The sequence below is a fragment of the Opitutus sp. sgz309028 genome, from assembly GCF_059821195.1.
Genome location: NZ_JCAMRR010000001.1, coordinates 283,942 through 303,324 on the forward strand (window position 1 = coordinate 283,942; position 19,383 = coordinate 303,324).

Consider the following 19,383-nt stretch of genomic DNA (forward strand, 5'->3'; position numbering starts at 1 on the left):
AAAGACGCCAAGAGGCGAAGCTCCGCAAAGATCTTTCCTTCGCGATACTTGGCGCTCTTCGCGTCTTCGCGCTTAATCCAAAATGTCCACCTCCACTTTGTCCCACTCCACGCTCGGCAACTTCACCGCCGACGCCTTCAATACTCATCTCGCGGCGCAGAAATCCGCGCCCGCTTGGTGGCTTGAGCGCAAGCGCGAAGCCTATGCGCAATTCGCCGCGCTCCCGATGCCGAAACGCACCGATGAAACGTGGCGCTTTTCGAACATCGCCGGCCTGACGCTCGATGGCTTCGAGACCGCCCCCGGCATCCCCGGCGGGCTCTCCGCCGATTCGCCGTTCGGCGCCCCGGCGCTCACGTTCGTCAACAACGCGCTGGTCGGCCAGGTCGCGCTTCCGTCCGATCTGCCGAAGGGCGTGATCGTCACGACGCTCGTCGAGGCCGCGGCGAAGCATGCCGACTTGCTCAAGGAGCATTTCATGGCGCAGCCGCAGAAACTCGGCTCCGAGAAGTTCGCCTCGTTGCACTCCGCCTTCATTTCCGATGGCGCGTTCATTTACGTGCCCCGCGGCGTCGAAGTGCCCTCGCCGATCGTGATCACGCATGCCGCCGCCGGCGCGAACGCCACCGTCTTCCCGCACACGCTCGTGATCGCGGAAGACAATGCCAAGGTCACCGTCGTCGACTACTTCGTATCCGTCAGCGCCGATCTCCCCGCTCCCGGCTCCGAGGTCCGATCGTTCGCGTGCGGCGCGAACGATCTCTATGCCGGCCACGGCGCGCAGCTGACCTACGTCGCCGCGCAAGACTGGTCGCGCGACACCCTGTCGTTTCATTTCAACGACACCATCGTCCGCCGCGACGCCCGCGTGCAGTCGCTCAACGTCCACCTCGGCGCCCGCCAGGCCCGTCACGAGTCGCTCTCGCAGCTTCAGGCTCCCGGCGCGTTCTCCGAGATGCTCGCCGTCACCGTCGCCGAGGACGCGCAGGAGTTCGACCAGCGCACGCTGCAGATTCATCAGGCGCCGAACACGAAATCCGACCTGCTCTACAAGAACACGCTGCGCGACAAAGCCCGCACGATCTTCTCCGGTCTGATCATCGTCGACCCGGACGCGCAGAAAACCGACGCCTACCAGTCGAATCGCAATCTGATGCTGAGCGACGACGCCGAGGCGAATTCGCTGCCCGGTCTCGAGATTCAGGCCAACGACGTCCGCTGCACGCACGGCGCCACGTCCTCGCGCATCGATCCCGAGCAGGAGTTCTATCTCCAGTCGCGCGGCATCGGCAAAGCGATGGCCGACGAGCTGCTCACCTTCGGCTTCTTCGAGGAAGTCCTGCAACGTCTCGACAACGAGCCGCTCCACGACGCGCTCCGCGCGTTGATCCAAACCAAGTTCAAGAAATAAGCGTCAGCGCGAAGGCGCGAAGATCCGCCCAGTCCGCAAAGAGTCACCCGGCATTCTTCGCGTTACCTTTGCGCTCTTCGCCTCTTCGCGCTGAACCTCACGCCGCTCGCCCGTCGGCGTCACGCGTGAAACGTTCCGCTCACGGTTCGACCGAAGCGCTCTTTGCGCTCCGGCAACGGCTGTCCGACTATCCTGCCGCGCAGTTCGAATCCGCCCTCCGCAGCCTGATGGGCTGGATCGCCCAGGCGATCGACGCCGACAACGTCATCTGGATCGGCGCCGTTCGCGTGCTGGACGGCGCGCCCGCGAAAAACGATCCCTCGCTCGGCTGGCGGTTGCGGGTCCGGCAACCGCTGCGCAGCGATCCCGGGGCTTATCAACGGCAGCTCGCCGAATATTACACCCCTGATCATTACGGCAAACGGACGCCCACCTATTACCAGCGGTCCCACGAAGAAAAGCGCGAGGTGCACGTCGGCATGACCGGCCACGCGGCGTTCGTCGGCGCCGGCCGTTTCCGGGTGCATCGCATGCGGGACGGTTGGATCGATTTCGCCGCCTTCCGGCGCACGGCCAATTATCAGCGTTATTATCTGGAGCCCGGCATCAGCGACCGCATCTGGATCGGCTATCCGGTCACGGGCAGCCGGGAATCGTTTTTCCTCGTCGATCGCTACCGGCAAGCCGGCGCGCGGCGCGACCGGCACTTTACCCTGCGCGAGGCGACGCTGGCCGGCGATGCGTCGCGCGGCGTGCCCGAACTGCACCGCCGCCTCCTGCTTGGCCACGGCCTGCTCACCAGCGACAAGCCGCTCAGTCCCGTCGAGCGGCAGATCCTCCGCGGCCTGCTCAGCGGCCGGACCGAAAAGGAGGTCGCCGCCGCCGCAGGCCGCAAACCGGCGACGATGCACCAATACGTGAAAGCGATCTACCGGCATTTCGGGGTGGAAAGCCGCGCCGGGTTGATGGCGCTCTGGCTCGGCGGACTCCCGTAATCGGAACACTGATACGCCGGGTCGGGCGCCCGTCACATCTCCCCCTGTTTAGGGGAGTATTCAGTCCGCTGCGCTTCTGGGAAACTCCCGCGGCCTTTTCCCACCCGCTCACATTTCCTTCCCCCTTATGCGCCTGTTTGCCGCCCGCGGCTTTGTCGCGACCATCCTGTTTGCTCTCGTTGCCTTGGCCGCCCCGTGTGCGCTGCAAGCGGAAACCATCCTTTACAACCTGTACGATCAATACGACCCCTCGCCCCACACCACCACCGCCGGCTCGTCACTTGACTTCATCAACGTCTACAATGCCGAAGTGGCCGGCACGATCAGTGGCGACGGCAACGTCCAGGTTACTCTCGGCGCTTTTGGCAGCGGCATCCTCACCTTCAGCGGCGAGAACACCTACACGGGCAAGACCATCGTCACCTCCTACTCTTTCCTCAATCTCGCCGGCGCCGGTTCGATCTCCGCGACATCGTCTGTCCATCTTTCGCTCGGCGCCGACCTTTGGTTCAGCCGCTCCGATACCTACACTTTGAGCGCCGACATCTTCGGCTCGGGCGAAAGCCTCCTCCAGCAGCGGGGGAGCGGCACCACGATCCTCACGGGTGAGGTGGACGTCGCCGGCATCTACATCCTCGCCGGCGCCCTCCAGATCGGCAACGGCGGCGTCACTGGCTCGCTGGCCGGCAAAGTGCTCAACAACGCCTCGCTGGTTTTCAATCGCTCCGACGCCATTACGTTCACCGGCGCGATTTCCGGCAGCGGTTCCCTGACCAAGACGGGCACCGGCACGCTCACTCTTTCCGGCGCCAACACCTCCACGGGCAGCACGACCGTCACCGGCGGCCTCATTAGCTTCGCCGCGCCCGGCAACCTCGGCTCAGGGTCGATCACGCTCGACGGCGGCGGTCTTCAGTGGGCCGTCGGCAACACCGCCGATATTTCCTCCCGCTTGATCACCCTCGGCTCCGCCGGCGGCATCATCGATACGAACGGCAATAATTTGACCTTCGCGTCCGCGCTCGCCGGCAGCGGTTCGCTCACCAAAACCGGAGCCGGAACGCTCACGCTCGCGGGCGCGGGCAGCTATACCGGTGCCACGACTGTCTCCGGAGGAGTCATCACCTTCAACGCATCCAGTCTCGGGTCCGGCGCCATCACCCTCGATGGCGGCGGTCTGCGGTGGGCCGCCGGCAACACCGCCGACCTCTCCTCCCAGCTCATCACCCTCGGCGTTGCCGGCGGGACCGTGGACACCGGAAGCAACTCCATCACTTTCGATTCCTCCCTCTCCGGCACCGGCTCTCTCACCAAGACCGGCGCGGGCACGCTCACGCTCACCGCCGCCAACACCTACAGCGGCGACACCACGATCGATGCCGGCACACTTGTCGCCGATCACCACGGCCAGATCGGCACCTTCGCCCCCGGCAGCACCGTCATCGTTAACCCCGGCGGCACCCTCGTCACCGCCGGCGCCGACTCCCTCGGCTGGGGCTCCGGCAACGCCCACCTCGTCATCAACGGCGGCACCGTCACCACGGACAACTCCGCCGACACCCACACCACGCTGCAGCAGGTCGCGATGACCGGCGGCCACCTCACCTCGCCGGGCGAGAACGGTCGCTTCCTGCTCAATGGCCCGCTCGTCACTCACGCCGCCACCACCACCGCGGTGATCGACGTCCCCGTCCTGACGTTGCTCTCCGGTTGGACGAGCGGCGTCACCACGTCCTTCACCATCGCCCAAGGCTTCACCCCGAGCGGCATCGATCTCGCCATCAGCTCGACCATCGCCGGCACGGGCCCGCTCATCAAATACGGCGCCGGCACCCTCCTCCTCACGGGCGTCAACACTTACTCGGGCGGCACCACTCTCTCGGCCGGCACGCTTCAGCTCGGTGATGGCGGCACCACGGGCTCGATCACGGGCAATGTCACCAACGACGCCACGCTCGCTTTCAATCGTTCCAACGATTTCACCTTCTCAGGCGTGATCAGCGGCTCCGGCGCCGTCGTGAAGCGAGGGAACGGCACACTCACGCTCACCGGCGCCAACACCTACGCCGGCACCACGACCGTCTTCGGCGGCCTCATCGCCTTCGGTTCCACCGGACTCGGCTCCGGCTCGATCACGCTCGACGGCGGCGGCCTGCGCTGGGCCTCTGGCAACACGGCCGACGTTTCCTCCCGCCTCACTGCCCTCGGCACCGGTGGCGGCACCTTCGACACCAACGGCAACAACGTCGTCTTCGCCTCCGCCGTCTCCGGCGCCGGAGCGCTCACCAAGACCGGCACCGGCACCCTCACCCTCTTGGGAACCAACACCTACTCGGGCGGCACGACACTCTACGCCGGCACGCTCGCTCTCGGCAGCGACGACGCCATCGGCGCCGGCACGCTCACCCTCCACGGCGGAAATCTCCGCGCGCACGCTTCCGCCCGCACGTTTACCAACAACGTCGTGCTCGCCGGCGACTTCACCCTTGGTCGCCTCACGAATCTCGCCGGCACGATCTCGCTTACCAAAAATCTCACGCTCACCTCGGCCAATCCCGACACCGCCGCCGCCGCTACCTCGACGCTCAGCGGCGTCATTTCCGGCAACTACGGCATCACCTTCGTCGACGGCACCAATCCGACCGGCGCCGTCGTTCTCGCCGGTGCGAACACCTACACCGGCGCCACCACGCTCCAGAGCGGAACACTCACGCTCGCCCATTCCCTCGCACTCCAGAACAGCACATTCAACTACTCTGGCGGCTCGCTCGGCTTCGGTTCGCTCACGAACGCCACCTTTGGCAGCCTCGCCGGCACGCAGAACCTGGCCCTGAGCAACACCTCCGCCGCCAGCGTCGCCCTCATCGTCGGCGGCAACAACGCCAGCTCCACCTACTCCGGCGTGCTCTCCGGCAGCGGTTCGCTCACCAAAGCCGGCACCGGCACCCTCACCCTCTCGGGCACCAACACGTTCTCCGGAGGCACCACGATCAACGCGGGTCAGATCGCGTTCGCTTCGGCTGACAACTTCGGCTCCGGCTCGATTACCCTCAACGGCGGCGGCCTCCGCTGGGCCTCCGGCAATACCTCCGACATCTCCTCGCGCCTCGCCGCCTTCGGTTCCCTCGGCGCGGTCTTCGACACCAACGGCAATAACATCACGTTCGAGTCCGCCCTCTCCGGCACCGGCTCCTTCACCAAAGCGGGTTCCGGCACGCTCACGCTCGCCGCCGCCAGCGCCTACACCGGCAACACGACCATTTCAGGCGGCACGCTCGCGCTCGCGGCGGCTGGCGGTCCGCTCAGCACCACCGGCACGCTGCACCTCACCGGTGGCGCCACGCTCGATCTCGGCGGCAACACCGGGACGTTCTCCTCGCTCGGCAGCGCCTCCAACCGTCTCGTCGGCAACATCACCGCCGGCACGACCGTCACGACCGGCGACACGTATCTTCAGAGCGGCACCTACGCCAACACCTTCACCGGCACCTCCGCCACAGGTCGCCTCTGGATCGGCGGCAATGCCGTCGGCACCGTCACGCTCAACGGCACCAACGACGCCATCTACACCGCCGACCACAATCAGGTCATCATCGACTACGACCTCTTCGGCACGGTGAAGCTCGGCAGCGCCAACGCCCTCGCTGCCGCCACCGAGAACGTCCAGGTTTTCAGAGGCGTGCTCGACCTCAATGGCCAGACCGACGTCCGCGCCAACTCCATCACGCTGCAAGACTCCAGTTCGCAGCTGGTGAACAACGATTCCGCCCACGCCGCCAGTTACGCCGGCGCCGTCGCGCTTTCCGGCTACGCCGCCCAGCTCGGCGGCGCCGGCGACCTCGCGCTCTCCGGCACGCTGAGCGGCACAAGCCTCTACAAAATCGGCGCGGGCATGCTCGCGCTGACGAACGACAGTTTCTTCGCCAACCCCGATCTTTACCGCAGCGTTTGGCTCTCCGACGGCACGCTCGCGCTCGCCAACGCCACCAGCTTCATTTTCAGCAACGTCAGCGCCGGCGTCTTGACCGAGTTCAACTTCGAAATCGGCACGTTGAAATTCTCCGGCCCTGGAGACACGACTGTCTCCGGCGGCTACTACACCGATGGCGGTTATGCCGACGCCGACTGGGGCGGCCTGCGCTTCGCCACCGACGGGCAGAACGTCACCCTCTCCAACGCGTTCCTCTATGGCACGGCGCTTGTCAAAACCGGCGCCGGCACGCTCACGCTGACCGACACGGGTTCCGGCTTCTACGGTTACACGGACACCTACATCAACGAAGGCACGCTCGCGCTCACGCAGTCCGGCCAGCTCGGCGGCTCCGGGCTCGACCTCGGCCACGAAAACAACGCCACCCAGGGCACGCTCGACCTCGGCGGCACGACCCAGACGCTCTCCCCCGGCGCCGAAATCAACGTCCACGCCGGCACGATCGCCAACGGCACACTCGCCACCGACGGCCCGGTCTTCGTCAGCGGCAACGCCACCCTCGACGCTACCTTCACCGGCTCCGGCAGCAGCGCGCGTCTCTGGATCAACGCGTCCTCAGGCAGCACCGTCTATCTCGGCGGCTCGAACGATCGCGTCTACACTCCCGATCACAATCAGGTCATCATCGGCTACGCGGGTGATCCGACCGTGAAGCTGCTTTCCTCCACCGCGCTCGCCGCCGCCACGGAGAACGTCGAAATCCGGACCGGCACGCTCGACCTCAATGGCCAGACCACCGTCCGCGCCAACGCCCTCGTGCTGAAAAGCGGCGCGTCCTCCGCGCTTGTCAACAGCTCCGCGGCCGCCGCCAGCTACGCCGGCGGCGTCACGCTCGCCACCGGCTCGGCTCAACTCGGCGGCTCCGGCCATCTCACACTCTTTGGCATTCTCTCCGGCACCGGCGGCTTCACCAAAATCGGCACCGGCACGCTCACTCTCTCCGGCGCCAACACCTATACCGGCGATACCCTCGTCGACGCCGGCGCGCTGCGCGTGAATGGCTCGCTCGCCGGCACCGTTCTCACCGTCGCCTCCGGCGCCACCCTCGCGGGCAACGGCACGATCGGCGGCGCCACCACCCTGCTCGGTGGCGCGCACCTCGCCCCCGGCAATTCTCCCGGCACCGTCACTTTCTCCGACGGCCTCACGTTCGCCGCAGGATCGATCGTCGACTTCGAGCTCGGCGCGGTTAGCGATCTCATCCGTCTGACCGGCGGCACCCTCACCGGCCCGAGCGGAACCGGCGGTGTCACGTTGAACATGTTCGATTCCGGTGGCTTCGCCGCGGGCACTTACACCTTGTTCGACTTCGCCACCGGCGGTGTCGTGCTCGCGGACTTCGATCTCACCGACTTCGTCTTCGGCACGACCATCGCTGGTTTCGACTACAGCCTCGGTTTCGCGGAAAACACTCTCCTGTTGACCGCCACCGCCAGCGCCATCCCGGAACCCTCCACCTACGCCGCGCTCTTTGGCCTGTTCGCCTTCGCTTTCGCGGCCTGGCAGAAGCGTCGCTGCGGTTAACATCGTTGCCGCGGTGGCACGCCCGACCTCATGCCCGAACCCGCGCCCCCTTTGCAGTGGTCTTGGATTTCTAATTCTCCAAACCTCGCGGGGTGAATTTCCCCGCCGGCTCTCGTCGCCGTCTTTTCTGGCAATTACAGATCGGCAGCTGGCTGCTGGTGGTCCCCATCTCCACTGCCTTCGCGTCGATCGCGTTCGACGACCTGGGCAGCATCGTCCTGGCCGGATTCGGCCGGCAGGTTCTCTCCTTCGCCCTGACCCTCCTGCTTTGGCGGCTTTATCGCCGCTGGCCGGTCGCGACGTTCAAGCTCCTCCCGCATCTGCCCACCATCGCGATCGCCTGCCTGGTCGCGACGGCGGCCGACGCCGGATTGATCGAACTCGTCCGCCGGCTCGCCGATCTTCCGGCCGCGCCCGCCTTGGCTGAACGCGGCGCCCTGCCCGTTCGGTTCACGCTCTATCTCGCCTGGACCGCGCTGTATTTCCTGCTCCGCCAGGAGCTCGAATCGCGCGAGCGCGAGCTTCGGCTCGCCCAAGCCGAAACCGCCGCCCGCGAGGCCGAACTCGCCACCCTGCGCGCACAGGTCAACCCTCACTTCCTCTACAACGCGCTCACCTCCATCCTCGCCGAGTGCGACGAGAATCCTCGCGCCGTCCGCGCCATCACCAGTTCGCTCGCCGCTTATCTTCGTTCCTCCCTGCTGCAACGCCACCACCACGCCCAATTTGGCGAAGAGGTCGACGCCATCAGCGGCTACCTCCGCGTCGAACAGGCGCGTTTTGAGGAGCGCCTGATCCACACGTTGAAAATCGACGACGCCGCTCGCCACGCCCTCGTGCCGACCGCCGTTCTGCTCCCGCTCGTCGAGAACGCCGTGAAATACGGCATGCGCACCTCGTCCCCACCGCTGCGGATCGACATCGCCGCCACCCTGCGCGAGGACCGCCTCACGATCGTCGTGGAAAACACCGGACGATGGATCGAACCGCGACCGACTCCGTCGGATTCCACCCAGATCGGTCTCGCCAACCTGCGCCGCCGTCTTGCGCTGCTGCATCAAGACCAAGCCACCCTCGCGATCGATCACGATGCGCAACGCGTCCGCGTCACCGTGGATCTTCCCGTCGCTCAAAACGCCGCCGCGGTTCTCGCGTGACTTCATTCCGTTTTGTCCGCTGATCCTGCCGCGCCCATGCTTTCGAATCCCGAAGCCTCGCGCTCAACCCCTTCTCAACTCCGTGCCCTGCTCGTCGACGACGAACGCCTGGTCCGCAAACACCTCCGCCAGCTGCTCGCCGAACACATCTCAGTAACCGTCGTCGGCGAGGCGGCCTCTGTCCCTGAAGCCGCCACCCTCGCGGCCCAGCTCCAGCCTGACGTCATTTTTCTCGACGTGCAGATGCCGCCGGCGACGGGTTTCGATCTCTTGCCACTGCTGGATCCCGCGCCGGCCATCATCTTCGTCACCGCGCACGACGAGTTCGCGGTGCGCGCCTTCGCCGCCAGCGCGGCCGACTACCTGCTGAAGCCCGTCGCTCCCGAACGTCTCACACTCGCCCTTCAACATGTGCGCCAAGGCCGCCCTCTCGCCACGTCGCCCACGAACCCCACCGAGCCTGCGCACCTCGATCAGGCGCTCGTCTTGCGCGACGCCGGCCGGATTCGCCGAGTGCGCGTAAGCGACATCGCCGCCCTCGTCGCCGAAGGCAGCTACACGCGGGTGCATCTCGCCGCCGAACGTCCCATGCTCGTCCTGAAGCGCATGGCCGCATGGGAAGCGTTGCTTCCCGCGCCGCCCTTCCTCCGGCTCGAACGCTCGCTGCTCGTCAACCTCGACCGCATCGCCGGGCTCGACGTCCGGTCCCGCGACAGCGGCGTGCTCACGCTCGACGCACTCAACTCCCCGCCGCTCCCGCTCGCCCGCGTCGCCCTCGCCCGCCTCCGCGCCGCGCTTCCGCCATAGAGCGGCCCAAAGAGGTCACTCCTTTGTCATCGCGAAGTGCGTGAAGCGCACCGTGGCGATCCAGCGGGATGGAGCAGGATTGCTTCGTCGCCGCGCTTCTTGCACTGACAGCCCCGAACGTCGCACCGATCAGAGCGTTCGCGGACGTTCGCGTCCATTTCGTCGAAAATTCCGCCCGGTTCGTTGAAAGCCGCTTATGCCGAAGCGCGCCGCGCCGCACTGTCGGACTGACGCCTGCCTCCACCAGGTCTCCGCGCCTCCGCACGGACCGTCGCGTCACGCCCACCCACACGACGCACCTTCACAACATGTTTCTCCGCTTCGCGCTCCTGCCCGCCCTTCTCTCCACCCTCTCAGCCGGCGCGCAATCCACCTGGCAAGCCACGACCAACAAAAATTGGGAGACCAGCGACAACTGGTCAGATGGCGTTCCGAACTCAGAAACCGCCGTCGCCACGTTCGGCTCCACCGCGCAGCCGGCCGTCAACATCGTCGGCACCCTCACCGTCGACTACATCCATTTCACCGAGGACGCCCCCGCTTACACCTTCTCCCAGAAGGGCGGTTCGAACCTGATCCTCGCCGGCACCGGTATTGTCAACGACAGCTCCTCCGCCCAGACCTTCGACGTCAAAGCCAACGATACCGGCCGCGCCCGTCTGGCCTTCACCAACTCGGCGCACGCCGCCAACGTCATCATCAGCGCGAAGGGCAACTCAACCAAGCTCGGCAAAATCGACTTCCTGGATGCGTCGTCGGCCGGCACCGCCCAGCTCAGTGTGTTGAGCGCCGGAGTGCTCACTTTCGACAACACGGCCACCGCAGCGAACGCAAAGATCACGATCCAGGAAACCGGCGGCAACGTGACCTTCAAAAGCACCTCCACCGCCGCCAATGCCGACATCAAGGTCAGCGCTGACGGCTCGCTCGTTTTCTCGGGCAACAGCTCCGCCGGTTCGGCGCAGATCCTCGCCAGCTATGCGCCCGCGACGCTGCCCCAAATCGCTCCCGCCCAAATCACCTTCACCGGCAACGCCACCGCTGGCAACGCCACCATCGACACCACCCGGCTGGATTTCTCCGGCAACGCGACCGGCGGCAACGCCATCTTCACGGTGCGCGGCTACACGAATTTCCGGGACTCCTCCACTGGCGGCTCCGCCACCTTCACCGTGAAAGGAGGCCAGCAGTTCTCATTTCTCGACTCGAGCTCCCTCGGCAATGCCAACGTGATCCTGGAGAAGGGCAGCGGCCTCAACTTCAGAAGCAATGCCGCCGGCGGGTCCGGCGCGATCTCAGGGGAAGGCTGGCTCTACAAGACCGGCGCCGGCACCGTCGTCCTTTCCGGCGCGAACACTTACTCCGGCTACACCGAAATCGACGGCGGCAAGCTCTTCGTCAACGGCTCCCTCACGAACACGTCGATGATCGACGTCAACGCGGGCGCCTCGCTTGGAGGCAGCGGAACGATCGACCGCGCCGCGTTTATCCATACCGGCGCGCGACTCGAGCCCGGCAGCGCGTCCGGCGCCGCGGGCACCCTGACGTTCGGCTACGCCCTCATCTTCGCCACCGATACGACGATCGACTTCGATCTCGGCACGGTCAGCGATCTCATCCGCGTCAACGCCGGCTGGATCTCCGGCCCGAGCGGAAACGACGGCATCACGTTGAACTTCTTCGACTCCGGTGGTTTCACCGCGGGCACCTACACCCTGTTCGATTTCTCCGCGGGCAATATCGCACTCTACGATTTCGACCTCACCGATTTCACCTTCGGCACCACTATCGATGGATTCGATTACAGCCTCGCTTTCGCGGGAAACACCCTGGTGTTGAACGCCACCTCCACCGCGATTCCCGAACCTTCGACCTACGCCGCGCTCTTCGGCCTGATCGCTCTCGGCTTTTCCGCCTGGCGAAAACGCCGCTCCTGTTAAGACCGCTTCCGCGGTTGCACCTGCCTGCGTCCGCGTTTCACTGGGACGCATGAACCGCGATCGCACTCTCTCCCGCGACGTCCTCGCCACCCAGATTCCGTCAGGCGACAAGGCCCCCCTCACCGCCGGCACGCCCGTCATCATTCACCAGACGCTCGGCGGCAGTTACACGGTCCAGACCGATCGCGGTCTTTTCCGCATCGACGGCAAGGATGGCGACGCCCTCGGCGAGGCCGTCGTCGACAATACCGTCAAGGCCGCCACCCTCGCCGACGGCGCTCCCGATCCCGAGGCCATCTGGGGTCAACTTCGCCAGGTCTTCGATCCGGAAATCCCGGTCAACATTGTCGACCTCGGCCTCGTTTATTCGATGGACGTCGAAGCCGTCGCCGCGCCCTCGCCCGGCGACCAGCCGAGCTACAAGGTCAACGTGCAAATGACGCTCACCGCGCCCGGCTGCGGCATGGGTCCCGCGATCGCCGAGGACGCCAAATCCAAGATTCTCCTCGTTCCCGGCGTCAGCGACGCCGACGTCCGCATCACCTGGGATCCGCCGTGGAATCAGGCGATGATTTCCGAAGAGGGGAAAATGAAGCTCGGGCTGATCTAGCCGGGCACCGTTCCCCTCCCGTCTCGAGGCCGGTCACGCGACCGGCCTTTTTCCTTGGTAATATCGGAATACGCAGCCTTCGCCGGCCCGGCCGCATGACTTGCGCCCGCGCCCGGTTCGCGTCTCGTGTCGGCCCGTGACGCCCACGTTTCATCTTCGCTCGCCCGAGACCTCCACCGATTACGCGATCTATGTCGATACCTCCGACGCGACCGCTAAAGCATCGGCGCCGCGGCCGGCGGTGTTGTTCATGGATGGAGACGATCAGTTCAAGTTCGCCACCGCCGCCTACCGCGAACTCCGCGCGGCCGGCACCGTGCGCCCGCTGTGGCTCGTCGGCGTGGGCTACGGTGCCAGTTACACGAAACCCGGAAACCGGCGCGGCCGCGATTACACACCGGTGCCGCATGCGGACGAACCGTCCAGCGGCGGCGGCGATGCGTTTCTGGAATTCCTCACGACCACGCTGTGGACGGAACTCGCCCGGCGCTATCCCTTGGATCCTCACCTCCGCGGCATCGCCGGCCATTCGCTCGGCTCGCTCCTCGTGCTCCACGCGCAGTTTCAACCGCAGCCGTTCTTCACGCACCATCTCGCGAGCGCGCCTTCGATCTGGTGGGCCGAACGCGCCATCCTTGGACAAATCCAGCAGCTTCGTTCGCGACAGTCGCAATTGTCCGGCCGGCTTTTTCTGAGCGTCGGCGCGGAGGACACCGCGTCGATGACCGGCGATCTGACCTTGCTCGAACAGCAGCTTGCGACCACGCCATTTGCCGGACTCACAATCTCGACGCGACGGTTTGCCGATCACGATCACTACAACGTCCTGCCGCTCGCGTTTTCCGAGGGGCTGCGGATCTTGTTCGAAGAACCGCGCTGAAACTTTCCGCCGCTACCCGGCATCTTTCGCCGCGCCGCAACTTTCCTTCTTCCCGCGAGTCTTTCTCCTCGTGCGCGCAACCAAAACCCTTCTCACGGTTCTCCTCTCGGTGATCGCAATCGTCGGCGGTCTGTTTGTCGCCGCCGCGATCACGGTGGCGAGTCTCTCCGTCATGCTCGCACGGCGGCTGTTTCGGTTGAAATCTCCCCCGCCGTCCGCCGCCGCACCGCGCGCTTTTTCCCGGCGCCCCACGCCGCCGTTTGCCGCCAAACCGGAGGCAATCGAAATCACGGCCACCGAGGTGGTCTCCGAACGTTGACGCGCGACCGGCGGGCGCAAGCCGTTCGCTCAGCGTTCTTGCGGCCCGCCGCGGCGACTGCATGATTTCCGTTTCGGCGCATCCATTTTTAGTCGGATGCGTCCATGCAGCGGGCGTGGACCATGCCGGTCCTGCCTGCCAGATAACCTCCCCCAATCCGCATCCATGAAAAAACTCATCGCCTCCCTCCTCACTGCCGGCTGCCTGTTTCTCGGCAGTGTCAGTCTCGCCCAAGCGGCCGAGTCTGCGCCCAAATCCGTGATCCACGTCGTGACGGTTTCGTGGAAAGCCGGCACCACGCCGGAGCAGGTGCAGGCCGCGCTCGACGGCGTGCAGGCCCTCCCCTCCAAGTTCAAGGGCATCACCCGCGTCTGGACTCGCACGATCAAGGCGCAGGGCGGCAAAGCCAACGCCATCGTGATGGAATTCGCCAGCGAAGCCGCCCTCAAGGAATACTCCGGCAGCGACGCGCAGAAGGAATGGTACAAGGTTTACACCCCGATCCGCGACTCGAGCACCACGTTCGATATTTCGAACTGAGTTAATTCCGCTGAGTCACCGCAAGGCCGCCCGCCCGGGCGGCCTTTTTGTTTTTGAAAATCCGTCGCCCTCAACGCGCGGCCAGCTTCGTGCCCGCGTGGTCCGCATCCACCTGATCGAAGCCGCCGTCCATCGCGTCGAGAAACCGATGGTCGGTGATCGCGGGGGTAAACGCGTCCGAGAGCACGCGCGTCAAACCCGGGTCCGCGTCGCTAAAAATCAAATACGCCTTTTTCTCCCCGCGGTTGGTGGTGAGCGTGGCCACCAGACGCCGGGTGCCCGCGATGATGAGCGGACGCGGCACGTCCTTGCCGATCACCAGCACCGCATCGCATACGCCCTGGTTTAAACTGAACGCCGCCTGATCGGCGTGGCTGCGCTTCGTCCCCACCGCAATCGGCGCGCCCCCGCTGCGGTTGATCGCTTCGGCGAGCCCGTCCGCAAACGCCCGGTGCAGGGTGTCGCGACCGGCGCTGGCCCGGATGCTGTCCACAATCACGAGGCGCAGCTCCTGGCTGCCCTCCACGCGCAATTTGACGTCCGCGCCGAACGCGGCGCCCGCCGAAAGCGCGGCAAAACCCAGCAGAGTCAGTATGAGTGCTTTCATGGCCAAAAGGGGCGAAGGGTAAAAGGCCATTCCCCCCATCGGCCGCCGCGCGCAAAAAGTAAGGGGAATCGGACCGAAATTCGGCCCGTTCACCCGCGGCCGCCTTAACGTGCCGAAGCCACCTTGACTGTCGCCACCGGATGGCGGGGAGCGTCGCTGCGGAAGCCCGCGAGCCACATGCCCAGCCGCACTTCCGGCGCTTTCATGAACACACGCCACACCAGCTCCGAGCGGAGATTCTCCGCCATCAGCAGCATGATGCCCAAATCGATTCCGATCACATCGGAAGCCGTCCACCCGTTCTGCGGATTGAAGGCATCGACGAAACCATAGCGTTTCCAAACTCCTTCTCCGCCCACTTCGCGCATCCGATGCAGCGTCGCGAGGCATTCTTCCGGCGCAAACGGCAGCGACCCGCCCGGCGCACATGGGACGACCGTGCCGTCGGCGAACTTGCCGCCATCGCCGCCCGGGCCGCCCCACGCGATGTAGCCGCGCGCGCTGTCCGAAGCCGTCAGTCCCCAAAGGTCCTTGGACCAGCGCGGGAAACGCGCCGCCTGCGCCGCCGACCACTCGCGCTGCCCGAGGGTCGCGTCCACCGAGTTTTTCCAAAAATCCGTGTGCGCATCGCGCTGGCCGCGAAAATCGAACCAAGCATGCGAAAACTGATGCGTGAACAACGGTCCGCAATCGAGATACGTGCGCCCGCCGTAGTGCACGACCGGCTCGCGCTTCCACGCATACCACGACTCCGCGGGCAACGCGTTCGCCGGCGCACCGATGCCGAGCAGATACATACCGAGCAACTCCGAATAGCTGTCCCAGCGCCACGGGATGAATCCCGTCTCCGGCTTCCATCCGTGGGTCAGCGTCGTGCCGCCGTTCAGCGCCCAGCGCCAGTCGATCCGCGCATAAATCCGGTCAACCCAGCGCCGCACCTCCGCGTCGTCGAAGTATTCGCGGGCCATCAACGCGCCGCTGAGAAAAAGCGCGGTGTCGATCGTCGACGCTTCGCTCAGCCACGCCCGCTGCCCGTTCCGCGCATCGATGAAATGATAAAACCAACCGTGCTCGTGCGCGACATGGTCGGCGACGAACTGCAGCGTTTTCAGCACCCGCGCCCGCGCTTCCTCCGTTTTCATCCAGCCCCGCGCATCGGCGATGCACCACCCCGTGAGCGCAAAGCCCGAGGTTGCAATGCTCGCCGGAATCAGGCTCTCGCCGCCATCAGCCGGCGCCCGGTCGCGCGTGAGCCCCGTCGACGGATCCGTTTGCTCGACGAGATACAACACCGCCCGCCGCTGAATTTCGTCCAGCAGCAATTCGTCCGGCGAACCGGCCACGACGCGCTGCACCGGCGGCTCGTGAAGAAAATCCTGCAGATTCTGCGCCCGGCTCATTTCTGCTGACATGATCGACCCGATACCCGCGGCGAGGAGCGTAGTGATGCGGCGAAATTTCGGGAACATGGTGACAACTCGGAACGCCTCACGCGCGCCGCCACTGGTTTGAAGCGACGCAAACGGAACTTTCGACCGAAAACGTAACGGACAATCCCCTAAATCGCGGATTTCACAAAAATTTTCTCAACCTTTCCGCATTTGCCGCGGTCGAAGGCGGGCCGCCGTCACGCTCGCATTTCCCGCGAGGCGCTGTCATGCTTCCAGCCCTACATGACTCCCGAAGATCACATGCGGGAAGCGATCCGGATGGCACAGCACGGGTTGCGGAACAACGCCGGCGGTCCCTTCGGCTGCGTCATCGTCCGCCAGGGCCGGATCGTGGCGCGCGGACACAACCGCGTCACCGCCACGAACGATCCCACCGCGCACGCGGAGATCGTCGCCATTCGCGACGCCTGCGACTCCCTGCAAACTTTCCGGCTCGACGACTGCGAGCTCTACACCAGCTGCGAGCCGTGTCCGATGTGCCTCGCCGCCATCTACTGGGCCCGCATCCCGCGGGTGTTCTTTGCGAATACGCGCGCCGACGCCGCGGAGATCGGCTTCGACGACGACACGATTTACCGCGAGCTGGCACTGCCCATCGCCGAGCGCACGGTGCGCATGCATCCGTTGCTGCGCGACGAGGCGCTCGCGACGTTCCGCGAATGGACCGGAAAGTCCGACAAAGTCCGCTACTGAGCCGGCTTGACGAACGTCCTTGAGCACTTGCCAACCTGGAATCGCCCGCACACGTTCGGGATCGTATGCATTTCGACAACCTTCAGCCGAGCCTTTCCGCCCCTGTCCCGCGCTTCGACGACGATGATGACGATGACGATGAGCAGGAACCCACGCCGGGAAAGAAGGGCGTGGCCCCCGTCGGACTCATTGTCCAAAAGAAGTTTCTCGAACAGCGTAAGATCTTCCTCTGGGGCGCGGTGACCGACGAGTCGGCCAAGGACCTCACCGAAAAGCTGCTCTACCTCGAGGCCGTCGCGCCCGGCAAGGAGATCACCTTTTACATCAACTCGCCCGGCGGCTCGATCACGGCAGGCATGGCGGTTTACGACACGATGAAACTCATCACGTCGCCGATCACCGTGATCGTCACTGGCATGGCCGCGTCCATGGGCTCCATCCTGCTGTCCGGCGCGCCGAAGGGCCGGCGCCTGCTTTACCCGCACGCGCGCGTGCTCATCCATCAGCCGCTCATTTCCGGACGCATGGTCGGCCCCGCCTCGGACATCAACATCCAGGCGAAGGAAATGGAAAAGCTCCGCCAGGAACTTAACCAGATCCTCGCCGACGCTTCCGGCCAGCCGCTCGAACGCATCAACCAGGACACCGATCGCGATTTCTACCTCAACGCCCAGGAAGCGATCGCCTACGGTCTCGCCGACCGCATCGTCGACAAAGTCTGACGTCGTCCGGCATCACGGCCGAACGATCGGCAGCTCTTCGAGGCGGGTCTCGCGACCCGCCTTTTTTATTTCCCCGCGTTCGCCGCGTCCGGAAGTTCCGAGAACTCTTTTCGCCAAGCGTCGGCCTGCACGCGATCGCCCGCCGCCATCGCGGTCTCCAGTGCGTCCGCCAGCCAGGAGCGTTTCAACTCCGCTGGCAGGGACCGCGTGCCCAACAGATTCCGGTAAACCTTCAGCGCCGCCGGAGCATCCTCGCATTGCACGAGCACCTGCGCCGCCTGATGCATCAACGTCCACTCGTCCGCCGGGTAGTTTTCAAGAAACGTCACGAATCCCAGCGCCGTCGCCGCCTCCTTCACCTGTCCCGCCGCCTGCAAGCGTTCGGCCAGGGCCAGTCCCACGATCACGCTCGGCCGCTCGCGCTGCGCCTGCCTCGCCAGCGCGAGCGCTTCGTCGTCGCGCCCCGCCTCCTCCAGTTCCTTCATCATGCGCACCGTGACATAGCCGCCGAGCCGCAGCGGCAGTTCTGCGCGGCGCTCCCACTGCTGCGAAAACTCCACCGCAAACGGTCGATACAGCGGATCGCCGATCGCCATCGTCTGCCAGCTCAGCACCTGCAGCGAGTAATAGACCGCGTCGCCCCAGGTGTCGCCGCGCGCGAGCGCGCGCAGGAGCAGGTCCGGACGATGCGTGAGCTGCAAATACGGCTCGAACACGTTTCCCACCGTCGCCGTCACCCCGCGCGCCACCAGCGGCCCCACCCAGTTGTCGTTCTTCGATCGCACGGTTGCCGCCGAGTAACTGTGAATGTGCAGCGCGATCGCGCCGGGCGGAAAACGAAAATCCGGCAGCGTGAACGGCCCGACCGGCTTGCCCGCATACCAGCCGAAATAAAGCACCGGCGCGTCAAAGCGCACGCCCACCGGGAAGGTCGAACGCGCGCGATCCACCTGCGTGTCGAAACCCAGCGCTTCCAATTGTTTCACTACCGACTCGAACCATTGATCGCCGGTGCGATCGATGCCGCCGATGTCGACATACGCCCGTCCCAACAGTCCGGTTTTCTCCGCCTCGATCGCGTGGTCGACCAGGGCCATCGCATCTTCCGGAGTCGGTCCGTCCAGCCGCGACACCTTCACCACCTGCTCCCGCTCGAGCGGCATCGGCCGGTCGTCGCGATACAACGGATTCGAAACGAACGCATTGATCGGGTAATTAGGCCGCGCCAGCAGGCTCAACTCCGAATCGACCGCGCCGGCGTTTGTCCGGAAAATACTGCGATCGGTCAGCGGAGCGTTCGGCACATACAGCGCCGCGTCGTGCAACACCCGCAAGGGCACCCCGCGACACACCACCAGATACGAGATGCGGTTGCCCGAGACGGCGTATTTCGTGCGTCCGGCCGCGTCGACCAGGTGCATCGGAATCGCATCGATCCACCCCGCCGCCACCAGGCGCTGCTCCAACGGTTCCCAGATCGTGCGGATGAAGTCGGCCCAAGAAACCGTTTCGCCCCGCGCCATCGGCAGCGCGACAATGTTCTCCCGGGGCACGCCGCGCGCCGCGGCATAGTGTTCGGCGATGCGCACGGAATCGCGGTCGTCGCTGTTGGCCAGCAGCACGACCCGCTGCGCAAGGTCATCCGCCGCCCACAACCCACCGCAAACAAGAAAGAGAAACGCGCCGAAAATCCGGGACCTCATGCCGAGCGCGAGCCGACGACATCGCCCGCGCCG

Annotated in this window: 15 protein-coding genes; 12 read left to right on the forward strand and 3 right to left on the reverse strand. The window is 65.4% G+C overall.

Annotated elements, in window-relative coordinates:
- Nucleotides 1-82 precede the first annotated feature (82 nt).
- The 10 genes from sufD to AC6RV7_RS01185 all read left to right on the forward strand — a co-directional run bounded on the left by sufD (nt 83) and on the right by AC6RV7_RS01185 (nt 14,174).
- The gene (sufD, locus tag AC6RV7_RS01140) at nt 83-1,411 is read left to right on the forward strand and encodes a Fe-S cluster assembly protein SufD (RefSeq protein ID WP_500092054.1); all 1,329 of its coding nucleotides are present in this window, start codon (nt 83-85) and stop codon (nt 1,409-1,411) included.
- 125 nt (nt 1,412-1,536) lie between these two features.
- On the forward strand, nt 1,537-2,406 hold the full coding sequence (locus tag AC6RV7_RS01145) for a helix-turn-helix transcriptional regulator (RefSeq protein ID WP_500092055.1): 870 nt from the start codon (nt 1,537-1,539) through the stop codon (nt 2,404-2,406).
- Between the two features lie 127 nt (nt 2,407-2,533).
- Nucleotides 2,534-7,921, forward strand: coding sequence for a beta strand repeat-containing protein (locus AC6RV7_RS01150; RefSeq protein ID WP_500092056.1), 5,388 nt, complete (start codon nt 2,534-2,536; stop codon nt 7,919-7,921).
- A 92-nt stretch (nt 7,922-8,013) separates the two neighbouring features.
- On the forward strand, nt 8,014-9,078 hold the full coding sequence (locus tag AC6RV7_RS01155) for a sensor histidine kinase (RefSeq protein ID WP_500092057.1): 1,065 nt from the start codon (nt 8,014-8,016) through the stop codon (nt 9,076-9,078).
- A gap of 36 nt (nt 9,079-9,114) precedes the next feature.
- Nucleotides 9,115-9,885: a LytR/AlgR family response regulator transcription factor gene (locus AC6RV7_RS01160; RefSeq protein WP_500092058.1), complete on the forward strand. Its 771-nt coding sequence runs from the start codon at nt 9,115-9,117 to the stop codon at nt 9,883-9,885.
- A 308-nt stretch (nt 9,886-10,193) separates the two neighbouring features.
- Nucleotides 10,194-11,825 (forward strand): PEP-CTERM sorting domain-containing protein, encoded by a 1,632-nt coding sequence (locus AC6RV7_RS01165; RefSeq protein WP_500092059.1) that lies wholly within the window; start codon nt 10,194-10,196, stop codon nt 11,823-11,825.
- 49 nt (nt 11,826-11,874) lie between these two features.
- A complete protein-coding gene (locus AC6RV7_RS01170; protein ID WP_500092060.1) occupies nt 11,875-12,435 on the forward strand; it encodes an iron-sulfur cluster assembly protein in 561 nt (186 codons plus the stop codon).
- A 136-nt stretch (nt 12,436-12,571) separates the two neighbouring features.
- Nucleotides 12,572-13,315, forward strand: a complete 744-nt coding sequence (locus AC6RV7_RS01175; protein WP_500092061.1) for an alpha/beta hydrolase — start codon at nt 12,572-12,574, stop codon at nt 13,313-13,315.
- A gap of 70 nt (nt 13,316-13,385) precedes the next feature.
- Nucleotides 13,386-13,634: a hypothetical protein gene (locus AC6RV7_RS01180; protein WP_500092062.1), complete on the forward strand. Its 249-nt coding sequence runs from the start codon at nt 13,386-13,388 to the stop codon at nt 13,632-13,634.
- Nucleotides 13,635-13,799: 165 nt separating this feature from the next.
- On the forward strand, nt 13,800-14,174 hold the full coding sequence (locus tag AC6RV7_RS01185; protein ID WP_500092063.1) for a Dabb family protein: 375 nt from the start codon (nt 13,800-13,802) through the stop codon (nt 14,172-14,174).
- A 70-nt stretch (nt 14,175-14,244) separates the two neighbouring features.
- Here AC6RV7_RS01185 and AC6RV7_RS01190 read toward each other — a convergent pair whose 3' ends face one another.
- A complete protein-coding gene (locus AC6RV7_RS01190) occupies nt 14,245-14,811 on the reverse strand; it encodes a hypothetical protein (RefSeq protein ID WP_500092064.1) in 567 nt (188 codons plus the stop codon).
- A gap of 74 nt (nt 14,812-14,885) precedes the next feature.
- Nucleotides 14,886-16,250, reverse strand: coding sequence for a glucoamylase family protein (locus AC6RV7_RS01195; protein WP_500092065.1), 1,365 nt, complete (start codon nt 16,248-16,250; stop codon nt 14,886-14,888).
- Between the two features lie 204 nt (nt 16,251-16,454).
- Between AC6RV7_RS01195 and AC6RV7_RS01200 the strand changes: the two genes are divergently transcribed.
- The gene (locus AC6RV7_RS01200; protein ID WP_500092066.1) at nt 16,455-16,925 is read left to right on the forward strand and encodes a nucleoside deaminase; all 471 of its coding nucleotides are present in this window, start codon (nt 16,455-16,457) and stop codon (nt 16,923-16,925) included.
- 65 nt (nt 16,926-16,990) lie between these two features.
- The gene (locus AC6RV7_RS01205; protein ID WP_500092067.1) at nt 16,991-17,647 is read left to right on the forward strand and encodes a ClpP family protease; all 657 of its coding nucleotides are present in this window, start codon (nt 16,991-16,993) and stop codon (nt 17,645-17,647) included.
- Nucleotides 17,648-17,712: 65 nt separating this feature from the next.
- On the opposite strand, the gene AC6RV7_RS01210 is transcribed toward AC6RV7_RS01205, so the two are convergent.
- Nucleotides 17,713-19,350, reverse strand: coding sequence for a TIGR03790 family protein (locus AC6RV7_RS01210; protein WP_500092068.1), 1,638 nt, complete (start codon nt 19,348-19,350; stop codon nt 17,713-17,715).
- Between the last annotated feature and the right edge of the window lie 33 nt (nt 19,351-19,383).